Genomic DNA, 12,769 nt, shown 5'->3' with positions numbered 1-12,769 from the left:
CTTCAGCACGGGGGGTGGTTTGACGAATCTGTTGCTTGAGCTGGGCAAGCATGGCGTTATTCTGAAGCATGAGCTCAATCAGTTGGCGAGAGTTAGGGTGCCACTATACGGATTCCCGCAGGCCGCGCCAATTGTCGCCATGCGAAGTTGGCGCTGGTGACGGCGAGTCAAAGGCTTACAAGCGCTCAGCCGAATCGGTTAAGCTAAATAGCCACGCCTATGGAGCACGCTATGACACCTCGCCTGATTGTTTCTGACCTGGATGGAACCCTGTTAGGGGGCGACCACACGCTACACCCAAGTACGGTTGAGGTACTGCGAGCGCTGGTCAAGCAAGGTCATCACGTGGCGCTTGCCTCGGGCCGCCATTATGACGATATGAAGGTGTTTCGCGATCAGCTAGCTGTTCCTACGCACATGATTAGCACTAACGGCGCCTATGTTCACGATCCGGCAGACAGGCTGTTGGCGTCATCCCACTTAGCGGCTGAGCACGCGCAGGCGTTGATCGACCTGCCGCGTCCGCCGCAAGTGCGGCTTAACTTGTACCGCGAAAGCGGCTGGCATATTGATCAGGATGCTCCGCAGTTGCTCACCTTGCACGCGTCCACCGGTTTTCGCTACCAGGTAGTTCCCCCCGCGCAGATGGATAGCAGTGGCGTCGGCAAAGTGCTCTATTTAGGCGACCCTAATGCGCTAAAACGCCTTGAGGCGCAGGTTCAAGAGGCCTATGGCGACGCGCTGCACATTACCTATTCAACAGATTATTCGCTGGAAATTATGGCGGGAGGGGTCAACAAGGGCGTGGCGTTAGCAGAGCTGCTTGAACGATTAGATCTAACCCCGGCGGCATGCCTAGCCTTTGGAGATAATCTCAACGATACCGAAATGCTCGACTTGGCAGGGGAGGCCCAGGTCATGGCTAATGCCCACCCGGTACTATTTGATCGCATAAAGGGTGCCGAGCGTATAGGCCATCATGGGGAAACCGCTGTTGCCAAGTGGCTGCAACAGCGGTTTAAGCTTTAAGCGTTGAGGAGCACATTAAACATCCCTGCTGATCTCTGCGCAGGGATGTTCTTTCAGGAGCGTATAAGACGCAGTTCGCTATTAAGCGCTTTGATGATTGAATAACACATCAGCAGCATCACGATCGAGAACGGAATGGCCGTCGCGGTAACGCCTGCCTGAAGTGCGGTCAGACCGCCGCCGATAAGCAGCACAATCGCTATCAGACCTTCAATGACCGCCCAGAACATCCGCTGTGGGCGGGGGGCATCAATTTTGCCACCGGCCGTGATGGTATCAATTACCAGAGAGCCTGAATCTGACGACGTGATAAAGAAAATCAGCGCCAGAATAATGCCAAGCGTCGACATCAGGCCTGTCAGCGGTAACTCATTCAACATGCCGAACAGCGAAAGCTCGGGTCTGTAATTGTCGATCACGTACTCTTTAACCAGGCTGGTTGTCGGATCCGCATAGAGCTGTTCAAGCGCCGTTGAGCCAAATACACCCATCCAGATAAAGATAAACAGGCTGGGAACCAGCAATACACAAAGTATGAATTCACGCACCGTACGGCCCTTTGATACACGGGCGATAAACATGCCGACGAAAGGTGCCCAGCTGATCCACCAAGCCCAGTAGAAGATGGTCCAGGCCTGGCGATATGCATCATCGTCACGACCAAAGGGTGCTGATAACGGCAGAAATTCAGTGACATAGGTGGTGAGCCCCGACCAGAATCCGGTAAAGGCTAGCAAGGTCGGGCCAGCAAACAGTACGAAAAAGAAGAATAGAACCGCCAGCACCATATTAATTTCGGAGAGCTTCTTAACGCCACCCTCTAGTCCACGCCAGACCGAGACCAGAGCCGCCGCCGTGACCACTACGATCACGATAACCTGGGTCGTGGTGTTGACTTCCATACCGAAGACGAAGTTCATCCCCGCATTGGCCTGCTGTGCCCCTAAGCCAAGCGATGTGGCCAACCCAAATAAGGTGGAAAATACCGCCAGGATATCGATCACATGGCCCCACCAGCCCCAGACACGATCGCCCAGAATCGGAAAAAATACCGAGCGAATCGAGAAGGGTAGCCCCTTGTTATAGGTAAACAGACCTAACCCTAACGCCATGACCACGTAAACTGCCCAGCCATGTATACCCCAGTGAAGATAGGTGCCTGCAAGGCCCATCGCACTGGCGTTAGCAACAGCTTCAGGGTTCAGCTCGCCATTGGAACCGAACGGCGACTCAATACCCAGTGGCAGAGAAACGTTGGCATGATAAACCGGCTCCAACACGCCGAAGAACAGTAGGCCAATGCCAATACCTGCGGTAAACAGCAGCGCGAACCAGGAGAGATAACTATGGTCGGGTCGTGCATCGGCACCGCCCAGCCTGACTGATCCATAAGGTAGAACAACCAGCGCTAAGCAAAACAAAATAAAGAAATCGACCAAAATCATGAAATACCAGTCCAGCGTGCCCGTTGAGAAAGCGACAATGGACTGGAAAATACTTTCCGCTCGTTCGGGAAACAGCAGCGTGAGTATGATGAATGTGGCCGAGGCCAGTGCCGATACTATAAATACGCGGTTGTGGATATCGAAGCCGATGGGGCCAAACTGCCCCTTAATATTGTCCTGGCCGACGACGTAGTCGGTTTGCATGTCATCTGCAACCGAGTGCGGCTCCGATTCATTGAGAGTGCTCATAACCAATTATTCCTCATTGGAGCATGCTAACTAAAACCTCATCATGAGGTTAAGTAGCGTTGAATCCCAGCCTGTTGGCTAAAAAAGTTGGCCGCTGTTTATCTTCTCAGCGGCTCTGCTGCGGTGTCTTTATCTAAGCGCTTGATCTGACGCCATAGGTCTTGGCGTAGATCAGCCAGCCTGGGCTGCTCCTCGGCCGTGAAAGGTATCGGGCGGCAAAGGCGCTGGGCGCGTAGCCCTAAGCGAGCACTCAGCAGCCCGGTGGCGAGCCCTTGCCCAGTACGGGCAGAAAGGCGGCCGGCTAAATCGAGCGAAAGCATATCCATGCTCGCCTCGGTGGCCAATTCACTAGCACCGGCAAAGGCCATATTGTGTAGTACGTTGCGAAACAGCCGCAGGCGGCTGGCATAGCCTAATTCAAGCCCGTAAAGACGGCATAATCGATCGACCATCGCTAAGCTGCGCCAGGCCACTAGCGCCATATCAACAAGAGTTAGTGGGCTGATCGCGACCATAATCGCGGTTTCACCCGACATGCGGGTAATCAGTCGCTGGGCTTCACGATCACGGGGTGCCAGAAGGTGATAGCGCAGCAGCGTTTGAATTTCTTCCCCGCTATGATGAGGCTGGCTGGCGCGCTGAAAAGCCAACCAGTGCGGGTCATCGTCGGCAAGTTTGAGCTGGCGCTTGAGTTGTTCGGCCATGGCGAGCGCTTGGCGGGGGGAGCGTAAGGGCAGCTCCATAAGGTCATCGCGCAGTTTGTCGTGGCGTTTTAAGCGACGCAAACGGCCCAGTTCTTTGAGCAGTGAAAGGCTGCCTAAACCAATCAGGCTAATGCCAAATAGCTGCCACGCAATGGCTAGCCACTGAGACTGGGCCAGCGCGTCAGGAATGCCGGTGATCAGCTCTGCCGTACCCAGGCCAGCACTGCCTACTAAGGCAAACAGCAGCCCCCAGCGGCGCTTGCGCGGAGCGCCTAGGCTGGCGGCAGGCAGTGCTTTCTCCTCCGCTACCGGTGCCAGCGGGTGATGCTCGCTGGTACCCGCAAAGGCTTCGCGCTGACGCAGAGCGGGGTCTACTTCCAGGGTGTTATCTGACCTGTCATCCAGCGTGAAATGACGGCGTGGCTGAGGGGTAGTCATGTTAGTTTGTCTCCAATCAGCCAGTCGATGGCGGCATCCATGCGAATATGATCTAGCGCTTCTGAGTGGCTCTGCGTTGGGCAAAAACCCGGAAAATCAAAGCCCTGCTGTTGCCAGAAATCGGCGGTGGGTAGTCTGGCGGGCACATCGCCGGGATAAACCAGCACGTCTTCGCCTTCAAGCGTCGTGCCGCGAAGTGCAGGCGATCGCTTACCTTCGTGAATCACTTCACGTGCTTCTGTGGCGCGTATCGACGCTAGCGAAAGTGCTTTGACCGGCACGTTGGCGAAGCGCAGGTCTTTCAGCGGCTCGGCCAAAAGGGCTTCAAGCAGCTGTACCACGTGGCCGTGTTGGTCGGGTGTGACGTGATCGGCCTTGGTCGCCGCAATCGCTAAGCGATCAATTCTTGGTGCGAATAGGCGCGTGAGAAGGCTGCGCTTGCCGTAATCAAAACTGTACATTAGTTGGCGCAGCGCGCGGGAAAGGTCTTCAAACCGCTCAGGTCCCGCGTTGAGCGCGCCGAGCACATCCACTAGTACGATTTGACGATCAAAGCGGCGAAAGTGATCGCGGTAAAAGGGCTTTACTACCTGCTGTTGATAGTAGCGAAAACGCGCGGCCAGCGTGGCGTAGAGGCTGTTAGCCGGCAATGCTTCTAGCGCCTCTTTGGAGGCGCTTAGCTGCGGCAGAGGGAAAAATTGCAGCACCGGAGCGCCTGCTAACTCACCCGGGAGCAAGAAGCGGCCTGGCTGAAGATCAGAAAAGCCGGCCTGCTTGGCACGGTGTAATCCTTGCGCGTATTCTTCGGCTAGCGCGGCGAGCTGGGCCTCATCGGCTTCGCTGGCCGGGTCGAGCGAGGCCACGGCTGTCAGCCACTCGCTAAATAGGCTGCGGCGTTGTTCGCCCTCATGCATTGCCTGCGCTTGGCTCCAGCTGTAAAAGTCGTGCTGTAATAACGGTAGGTCGAGCAGCCATTCGCCGGGGTAGTCAAAAAGATCCAGGGTAAGGTGAGCAATCTCAGGCGTAAGCCAGCCGCTGCGGGCAGGGCGGTAGCGCAGCTGTAAGCGTAATTCGCTGATGCCACGGGTGGCTTCTGGCCAACGTGGTGGCGTATCACGCAGCGCAGCCATGCCAGGATCATAGGGAAAGCGGGGGACGCCCAAGTCGGGCTGATTAAGCCGCTGTGCGCCGAGTAGACGGCCTTCGCGGGCGGCAGGTAGCAAGTCAAGCCGTGCTTCGATACCGGCATGGCGTAGCTGATTGACCAGTGAGGTCAAAAAAGCAGTTTTGCCCGCTTGAGAGAGACCCGTGACCGCTAAGCGCAGCTGGCGATCGCGCCCTCGCTCTAGCAAATTGCTTAGTTCGCGACTTAACGGTTGGCGCATCCTATCGATCCCTTTTATGTTGCTTGCCTACGTTGGCTTTGCCACTAATCGTTAAAGCCGCTATCTATTGTGGCATTTACTAGTCGCAGTATGCGCTATGTGGTCAATCATAGCGCTGGCACAGATTAGCTATGTGTAGAGTAGCCCTGTCTAGATTAACGATGTCGAGGTTAACAGCGTATAGCGTAGCAACACATTGATGAACGGACGATTAACCGCGGCTCAAGGTGGTACCTAGCAGGTGCTGTGCAGCGGGCACGAGCCAAACAGGGTCCAGGCGCGTGTTGGCTGCTTCGACACAGATAAAATGACGTGCTGCATCTGCGGGAGTATCGCTAGGAAGGTCGTTGTTGGGATGCCATACCACGGTTGAGTCGCTCGACTGCTTGCTGATGCGCAGGCTGCGCTCGCCGTCGCTTAGCAGCACTGCTGCGTTGGTATGATAGATGCGGTCTACCGCCCCCTGAACCGCCAGCGTGCCTTGCTGTTCGCTTTCGGCAAAGTCGCGCAGCTTGTCGAGATAGCGCGCCCCGGAAAGGCCTTCCAGGCGGCACTGATGGACGTCGGCAACGGCTAGGTAAGTGTGCAGTGCGGCGCTCGTTTTGACCGGCGTTTCGCCAATATTCTCACTAATGAGCTCAACGTTGAGGCGCTGAGCATTCGCTTGAACGACCAGCCGCGCAGTGAGTTGAGTATGCAGGCACTGCTTCGGAGAAAGATGCACTTCAATGCCTTCGGCATGCTCGTCAACGGCGTCTAAACGCCAGTCGGCGTGGCGTGCGAGGCCATGAAAAGGGCCATCATGATTAGGGCTTTCATCGGCATAGCGTTCGTCGGCAAACCATGGCCAGCAGACCGGAATGCCGCCCCGTATAGCGCCTGGCAACGCCTGCGGCGTGGGCGTCAACCATAGCCAATCAGTGTCTCCCTGGGGTCGGAAATGCAGTACATGAGCCCCCTGTAGGCTGATCACCAATTCGCCCCAAGGCATATTGAAAAGTACCACGTCGCGGCCTTCCCACAGGGCCGTTTGTTGGCCCTGTGTGCTGTTAAGCAGATGTTTGAGCGAGTCGGGGATCATGAATTTTCCTTTAAAAGTTGCCAAGCATCTATACTGACTAGGCGCAGAACAGTAGCGCTGTGTGCTATGGTAGAACAAGCGCGACGGCTAGGTAAAACGCGTAACTCAAACCTGTAATTTAAATAGTAAGGAGACTATATGGGCTTTATTGCATGGTTAATCATTGGTGGTTTAGCTGGTTGGATTGCTGGCAACATTATGCGTGGTGGCGGCTTCGGTATCCTCGGTAACATTGGTGTGGGTATCGTTGGTGCGGTCATTGGCGGTTTTCTGTTTAGCCTGATAGGCCTTTCCTCAGGTGGCTTCATCGGTTCACTGGTTACCGCAGTAGTTGGTGCCGTGGTGCTACTATGGGTCATTAGTAAGGTCAGAAAAGCGTAGCTATTTAACGGCTCGCTGCATGACAACCGCCTGGCCCCGTGCCGGGCGGTGTTGTTTTACGCCTACCTCTACCTGTGCGCGCCCCTGACTCTCGGTGTTTGCGTCACTTTCCGTTACACTAAGCGGTTTTATGCCAGCCCCTAGCTGGCGACATTGTGTTTTCTCGAGGTGCCTCTTGACCGATGCGTTAAATGCCTGGTGGGCCCAGCAGCTTTTGCTGTGCGATTGGGCGGTTACTTCTCATCCGCTGGCGGTCGACGCAGGAGCGGCGGAGCAGCGCCTGCTGCAATTAGGGATTACCGGCCGCGGAGAGCTGGCCGAACAGCTGTTTCACGGTCTAGGAGCCCCAGCAGGTCGGGCTGACCGTTTACTTGGCGGCCTGGAATGGGCCGCCCTGGCGGGGGCCGCGGGCTGGCTTGAACCCAGCCAAGCGCAAGCCTGGGCGCATCATTTAACACGTCGTATTGCCAGTGACTACAGCGATTTGCGTGCGTGGCTGGCCGACCTGCGTCGTTCGCTAAGCGCACGAGGCTGGGAGTTTGGCGCCGACGATCGCTTTATGGATGCCTGCCAGACATTAGCGAATCTTGAAACTAACGGCGCAGGCATTACGTGGGGCTCGCTTGAACGTGCTTTAAGCCAATGCTCGGCTCCGTCGCCGCTATGGCCCCAGCAGCCTCAGGCGCAAAGCTGGCAACTATGCGCGCTATTTCGACCAATTATTGCCTATCCTGCTAGTCAAGCGGACTGGCCTGATGCCACCGAGTGGCTGGCCCACGTGTGGGATGTGCGTGATCGTGACGCACTGCTCGGTGCGATGCTTTGGCTCGGCGCGCAGGGCGAGCGTCAGCGCTGGGATATCGAAGCGCGTGAGCTATTGGGTATGGATAATGCGCAGCGCATGGAATGGCAGCGCAGCGTGGTAGAAGAGTCACCCTATGCGCCGGTGTTGAATCAGTTTGTTACCCAAGCCGAGCCATTAGAGTGGGCGGCCTGGGACTGGATGCGTTTGGTGGAACTCGCCTGGGCGGGCGCCTGCTGTGGCTGGCTTAGTCAGGATGAAGCCGATGGCCTGGCGGGCCACGCCGCCGATTTAATTAGCGTCCGCTACCCAGACTGGCAGACGCTTGTTGATGCCTACGGGCGAGGGCAGAGCCTGTTTGATGGGATTGATAGACGTGATAAAACGCCCAGCGAGCGGCATCAACTGCTGCTTCATAGCGGCCATAGTCCGTGGCAGACTGCACCCAACAAGTTGTTAGATGAGACGACGCGCAAAACCTCGCAAGCTCGTATTCGTCAGTGGCGTAATACCGCTCATCACTGGCTTTTAGCCCTGGCAGGCGTTCGCGAACCAGATGTCATGCTGCGTCAGATAGATCCGTCCGCGGTGCTGGCCGAAGAGCAGCGCGCCGATGCGGCGCTGTATTTGCAGGAATCGTTAGATCTTCATGCCGATGAGGGGGCCGGTGCGTTAGCGCGTTACTGGCTGCCAGCGCAGGCGCATCACCTCAATCAGCTAGCGGCTGATGCCGTCCATGGCGTGCTACCACCGTCGCAAAGCTGGTTTGGGCAGCCGACCCCTGAAGAGCTTAAGCAGCGCAATGCGGTTAAAGGTGTCAGCCGCCATGCGGCGACTATTCACATGGCCGAGAAATTTGCTTTCTACCTACACATGTCGCTGGATAGCGGGCTGTTAGAGCGTGAGCCTTTAATGGCGTATGCCAGCGAATTGCGCAGCTGCCTGTGTCGTTTTTACCCCAATGCAAAGCGTCTGCTAGAGGCATGGTTTGCCTGGGAAAGCTGCCTGCAAGAGCCTGAGCACGCCTCGCTAATCAATGAAGTTATTTGGCACATTGAAGACCCCGGTAGCCTGTTTCATTGGCTGGACTGGCGCCACGATGCATGGTGCGAGCCGGGCAGCCGGCCCACCTTAAGTCACTTCACTGCCATGTCGCTGGTAGGGCCGTTGAATAGCGCCGTATGGAGCGAGCCTCAGCCTGAAAGCGTGCGCGAGTGCGCTGAAATCCGCGAGTGGGTGGACAGCCATTACCATCTGAACAGCGCTGAAGATATGCAAGAGTTCCTGGCTTATATGCTGGAGTCTGGCGATCGTCAGGAATATCAGATTAACTACGCGCCCTACACGCTGAACTCTGAGCGGTTGGATGCCGAGATCGCCATTTTGGAATCCGGCGACTGCGCTGAAGATGAGCGCCATCATTTACTGCGCTTACGCCGCGTTCGCGACAATGAAGATAGCTGTAATGATGTCGATATGGCGGCGTGGGACATTGCCCAGTTGGTTGACTTGGCGATTGCCGCCCGGCAGCTTGGTTGGCTAGACGGTCAAGCCTTTGCGACGGTGTTGGATAGCGCCTACCAGCTGGCTGCGAACCATTACGCTGGCTGGCAGGAATATGCGAAGGGAATGTACGCAGGTTTCTCGTTTTTTATGGGCGAAACCCCTGAACGCGAAAGCTTTTTAGCCGGTTTTCGTCAGGCGTTAGTGGCTTGGGTTTGCGGTGCGCCCGTTTTGGCAGGGCCGTGGGTGAGCCTGGATTTTCCAGGTAATAAACCGCGCCATTTTGCACCCTTACATATCGATACATTGCCGGGCGATCAACGTACCTTACATTGATGCTCGCCAAACACATGATAACTAGCTTATAGTCGTGCGTTGAAAAAAATAGTTTTGTCATATCATACTCCTATACATGTCTTGAGGTTAATCGCATGGTTGCGTTGCCACGCCCCGCTGTGACCGCTGTCCGTGTTGCAAGTGTCTGTTTTTTAGTTACATTGGTGGCTGGCTGTGCGGGATCTTCTCGACAGAGCAACATGCAAGCGCCTGAGAACTATTTCTCTATGTCGTTGCCGGGAATAGGGGCCAATCCGCAAATGTCGCCGATTGGCCCCATCAATGCTCAACTGCTTAGTCAGCAAGTTCCGCCACCAACGGTTGTTCGCGCGGCACTTCTGGCACAGCACCAGCGATGGGCAGGAACGCCCTACCGAATTGGCGGCACGTCAGAAAGAGGCATTGACTGCTCGGCCCTGGTTCGCAATGTTTACCGAGACACTTTCAATTTAGAGTTGCCGCGCTCCACCCGTGGTCAAGTACACGAGGGACGCTCGATCGACCGCCAAGAGTTGCAGGCGGGCGATCTGGTGTTCTTCAGTCCCCCGGGCCGCTATAACCACGTGGGCATTTATGTAGGCGATGGCTATTTTCTCCATGCCTCAACGTCAAAAGGGGTAATTATTTCCAGCTTGGATAATAGTTACTGGCAGCGCTACTACTGGCAGGCACGCCGGGCGCTGGAGCCAACCCATTTGGCTCAGTTAGGCAGTAATTTCTAGTGGCCAAATGCCGCTTACTTTAGGAATGGCATGATTGAAGCCAAAACGCGCGCCTGGTGGCGCTCTACCTTGGCGCTTTGCCTGGGTTCTTTTCTCGTTTTTATCAATTTATACGCGCCCCAACCGCTGTTGCCAGGGCTAAAAGAGACCTACGGTGTCTCTACCCTCGGCGTTAGCCTACTCATGTCGGCCTCAACGCTTTCTCTTGCCTTGGCACTGATGGTCTTCGGGCCGCTTTCAGACGCTATTGGCCGCGAAAGCATTATGCGTATTACCTTGCTGCTGGCAGGCGGCTGCTCTCTTGCTTTGGCCTTCGCGCCTACGTTTGAAAGCTTGTTACTGCTGCGCTTAGTGCAGGGATTTGTGCTGGGCGGGCTGCCGGCCGTTGCGATTGCCTGGATGGGTGATGAATTTGAAAAGCCCGCACTGCTAAGTGCCGTGGGGCTTTATATCGGTGCTAATTCGCTCGGCGGTATTAGCGGGCGAATTGTGGGCGGTGCCGCCGCCGAGATAGGTGGCCCAACTACTGCTTTTTTAGCTGTAGGCATCATTACCCTGGTTGGCTGCGTGGTGTTTTGGCGCCTGCTGCCTAATAGCCGCGCGTTTGTACCCCAGCGTTTTGAACTGCGTAGAGCGGCCAGTGATCTACTGGGGCATTTACGTAGCCCGATACTGCTCGCCGCCTATTGCTTGGGTGGCATCAACTTTTTAATCTTTATTAATCAATACAGCTATATCACCTTCCGGCTGGCTGACGAGCCCTATACGCTGGCGGCCACTGGCCTGGGGCTGATTTTCTTGACCTATCTGGGAGGCACCTTTGGTTCCATGATGTCAGGACGTTTAGCCGGACGTTTTTCACCCGCGACGTGCATGATGGTAGGGGTGATGATCTTGATGCTGGGTACTGCCATCACGTTGTCGGCATCGCTGGTGCTGATTGTCGTTGGACTAAGCGTTAATGCCTTTGGCTTTTTCTTAACCCACTCACTGGCCTCTAGCTGGGTGGGGCGTTATGCCCAGGGAGCCCGCGGCAGTGCCTCAGCGCTGTATCTGGTGTTCTATTATACGGGGGCAAGTCTTGGGGGGTTCTGGCTAGAGCCATTCTGGCGCTGGGCCGGTTGGTCAGGCGTTGCCGTAGGGTCATGGCTATTGCTGAGCATTACGCTGACGATTGCTTTTGGCCTATGGCGTTTCGAACGCCGTCAGGCCGCTAGCTGATACGCGTAAGCTGAGCATTGCTTAAGTGATAGCGGTGTGTGCATAGCCGTTTCAGTAGTGCGGTATCGTGGCTAATCACCAGCACGCCAAGACGGCGTTGTTCTGCCTCCTGCTTTAAAGCCTGCCAAAGCTCAGCCTGAGTGATGGGGTCGAGCATGGTAGAGATTTCATCGGCAACCAAAAAACGCACCCCTGGTGCCAGGGCACGTAGCACGCAAACCCGCTGTAACTCGCCTCCCGAAAGTGCGTGGGGAAAGCGTGATAGCCAGTGGGACTGCACGCCAAATGCTTGACATTGCTCCTCAGAGGGCATCCAGGCTTCACGTAGTATTTTAGCCACCCGCCAGCGCGGATTAACCGCAAGCTCCGGCGACTGCGGTAGCCACTGCACGGGCTGCACGCCGCTTGTGGGGAGTGTCGCATCGTCCAGGATGACATCGCCCTTGTGCGGGGTTAAATAGCCTGCCAGCAGTTTTCCTAGCGTTGACTTTCCCGCCCCAGAGTCGCCGCTTAGTCCTACCCACTGCCCAGCGTCTATCGCTAGGGAAACGTTCTGCAGCAGCGGCACCCCGGTTGTAAATTGAAAACTAAGCTGATGCGCATTAAGCAACGCTGATCTCCTGCTGTGCCTTGATGGCGGCGGCTTTATCGGCGATAGAATCCGTGCAAGGTTTGGGGAGCGTAAACGCATTGTCGGGTAGCGCTAGCCACAGCGCCTGGGAATAGGCGTTGGTGAGCGAGCGGCCGGTGCCCTGAAAGGCGTGAGCCGGAGCGGTTTCAATCAGCTTGCCGCCGCGCATAATAGTGACGCGGTCGGCAATCGGTAGAGCGTGGCGAAGATCATGCGTGATTAAAATGACGGTTTTGCCTTGGTCTGCCAAGTCTCTTAGCGCTGCCAGCACGCGCTGGCGCTGATGTGGATCAAGGCCCACAGTAGGCTCATCGGCAATTACCAGCTGCGCTTGGCTAACGTACGCCATGGCCGTTAGAACGCGGCGTGCCATGCCCCCTGAAAGCTCATGAACGTAGGCCTGCTGAGCGCGAGTATCTAGTCGGTAGTGGTCCAACGCTTGCCGAGCGGATTGCCGGGCGTTTCCTGAAGACTGGCCTGCGCGCTCGGCCGCCCAGGCCACTTGACGCTGGGTGCGTACCAACGGGTCCAGAGCGTTCAATGATTGCGGGATAAGCGCTAATTCACGGCCACGCAGCGTTTTTTGGCTTCGTTTGTCGAGAAGCTGCCCTTGATAGCGCAATTGGCCTTTGAGCCGTGCCGATGCTGGCAGCAGCCCCATGACGGCATATGCCAGCAAGCTCTTTCCGGCGCCCGAAGCGCCTACCACTGCATATACCTCGCCTGTCAAAAAGTGCAGCGATAGGTTATCTAAGCAGGTCGCCCAGCTACGCTTCCACCAGTCGGTATACCCCGTTCCGTAGTGGGGCAGTCGTAGCGATAGCTGTTCAATGGTTAACATG

At 56.2% G+C, this 12,769-nt stretch carries 11 protein-coding genes; 5 read left to right on the top strand and 6 right to left on the bottom strand.

The features are described from left to right. The first annotated feature begins 231 nt into the window (after positions 1 to 231). A complete protein-coding gene (locus tag ACTH5D_RS10400) occupies positions 232 to 1,029 on the top strand; it encodes an HAD family hydrolase (protein ID WP_441670917.1) in 798 nt (265 codons plus the stop codon). A 53-nt stretch (positions 1,030 to 1,082) separates the two neighbouring features. Here ACTH5D_RS10400 and ACTH5D_RS10395 read toward each other — a convergent pair whose 3' ends face one another. The 4 genes from ACTH5D_RS10395 to ACTH5D_RS10380 all read right to left on the bottom strand — a co-directional run bounded on the left by ACTH5D_RS10395 (position 1,083) and on the right by ACTH5D_RS10380 (position 6,331). Beyond that, on the bottom strand, positions 1,083 to 2,723 hold the full coding sequence (locus ACTH5D_RS10395; protein WP_441670915.1) for a BCCT family transporter: 1,641 nt from the start codon (positions 2,721 to 2,723) through the stop codon (positions 1,083 to 1,085). Positions 2,724 to 2,821: 98 nt separating this feature from the next. Beyond that, positions 2,822 to 3,865, bottom strand: a complete 1,044-nt coding sequence (locus tag ACTH5D_RS10390; protein WP_441670913.1) for a YcjF family protein — start codon at positions 3,863 to 3,865, stop codon at positions 2,822 to 2,824. Then, positions 3,862 to 5,250, bottom strand: coding sequence for a YcjX family protein (locus ACTH5D_RS10385; RefSeq protein ID WP_441670911.1), 1,389 nt, complete (start codon positions 5,248 to 5,250; stop codon positions 3,862 to 3,864). The genes ACTH5D_RS10390 and ACTH5D_RS10385 overlap by 4 nt, the downstream gene beginning before the upstream one ends. Before the next feature lie 211 nt (positions 5,251 to 5,461). Then, positions 5,462 to 6,331: a D-hexose-6-phosphate mutarotase gene (locus ACTH5D_RS10380; RefSeq protein ID WP_441670909.1), complete on the bottom strand. Its 870-nt coding sequence runs from the start codon at positions 6,329 to 6,331 to the stop codon at positions 5,462 to 5,464. 138 nt (positions 6,332 to 6,469) lie between these two features. Here ACTH5D_RS10380 and ACTH5D_RS10375 point away from each other — a divergent pair, with 138 nt between their 5' ends. From ACTH5D_RS10375 to ACTH5D_RS10360, 4 genes are all read left to right on the top strand, one after another. Then, positions 6,470 to 6,712 carry a GlsB/YeaQ/YmgE family stress response membrane protein gene (locus ACTH5D_RS10375; RefSeq protein WP_301734250.1) on the top strand — a complete coding sequence of 81 codons (243 nt, stop codon included), beginning with the start codon at positions 6,470 to 6,472 and terminating at the stop codon, positions 6,710 to 6,712. Between the two features lie 175 nt (positions 6,713 to 6,887). Continuing rightward, positions 6,888 to 9,353, top strand: a complete 2,466-nt coding sequence (locus ACTH5D_RS10370) for a DUF1266 domain-containing protein (protein ID WP_441670906.1) — start codon at positions 6,888 to 6,890, stop codon at positions 9,351 to 9,353. 200 nt (positions 9,354 to 9,553) lie between these two features. Then, a complete protein-coding gene (locus tag ACTH5D_RS10365) occupies positions 9,554 to 10,075 on the top strand; it encodes a C40 family peptidase (protein ID WP_441670904.1) in 522 nt (173 codons plus the stop codon). A gap of 30 nt (positions 10,076 to 10,105) precedes the next feature. Then, positions 10,106 to 11,296, top strand: a complete 1,191-nt coding sequence (locus ACTH5D_RS10360; protein ID WP_441670902.1) for an MFS transporter — start codon at positions 10,106 to 10,108, stop codon at positions 11,294 to 11,296. Here ACTH5D_RS10360 and ACTH5D_RS10355 read toward each other — a convergent pair. After that, positions 11,289 to 11,906: an ABC transporter ATP-binding protein gene (locus ACTH5D_RS10355; protein ID WP_441670900.1), complete on the bottom strand. Its 618-nt coding sequence runs from the start codon at positions 11,904 to 11,906 to the stop codon at positions 11,289 to 11,291. The genes ACTH5D_RS10360 and ACTH5D_RS10355 overlap by 8 nt on opposite strands. Next, positions 11,899 to 12,768 (bottom strand): ATP-binding cassette domain-containing protein, encoded by an 870-nt coding sequence (locus ACTH5D_RS10350; protein ID WP_441670898.1) that lies wholly within the window; start codon positions 12,766 to 12,768, stop codon positions 11,899 to 11,901. Before ACTH5D_RS10350 ends, ACTH5D_RS10355 begins: the two co-directional genes overlap by 8 nt. Between the last annotated feature and the right edge of the window lies 1 nt (position 12,769).

The organism is Halomonas sp. (assembly GCF_052095695.1).
GTDB lineage: Bacteria > Pseudomonadota > Gammaproteobacteria > Pseudomonadales > Halomonadaceae > Vreelandella.
The sequence above is the reverse complement of the archived record's forward strand: the minus strand, read 5'-3'. Positions and strand labels throughout refer to the sequence as shown.

Bases quoted from the DNA above. Each gene is read 5' to 3' on its own strand.
- ACTH5D_RS10375 (WP_301734250.1), top strand. From the start codon at position 6,470: ATGGGCTTTATTGCATGGTTAATCATTGGTGGTTTAGCTGGTTGGATT.
- ACTH5D_RS10385 (WP_441670911.1), bottom strand. From the start codon at position 5,250: ATGCGCCAACCGTTAAGTCGCGAACTAAGCAATTTGCTAGAGCGAGGG.
- ACTH5D_RS10365 (WP_441670904.1), top strand. From the start codon at position 9,554: ATGCAAGCGCCTGAGAACTATTTCTCTATGTCGTTGCCGGGAATAGGG.
- ACTH5D_RS10360 (WP_441670902.1), top strand. From the start codon at position 10,106: ATGATTGAAGCCAAAACGCGCGCCTGGTGGCGCTCTACCTTGGCGCTT.
- ACTH5D_RS10350 (WP_441670898.1), bottom strand. From the start codon at position 12,768: ATGTTAACCATTGAACAGCTATCGCTACGACTGCCCCACTACGGAACG.
- ACTH5D_RS10380 (WP_441670909.1), bottom strand. From the start codon at position 6,331: ATGATCCCCGACTCGCTCAAACATCTGCTTAACAGCACACAGGGCCAA.
- ACTH5D_RS10400 (WP_441670917.1), top strand. From the start codon at position 232: ATGACACCTCGCCTGATTGTTTCTGACCTGGATGGAACCCTGTTAGGG.
- ACTH5D_RS10390 (WP_441670913.1), bottom strand. From the start codon at position 3,865: ATGACTACCCCTCAGCCACGCCGTCATTTCACGCTGGATGACAGGTCA.
- ACTH5D_RS10395 (WP_441670915.1), bottom strand. From the start codon at position 2,723: ATGAGCACTCTCAATGAATCGGAGCCGCACTCGGTTGCAGATGACATG.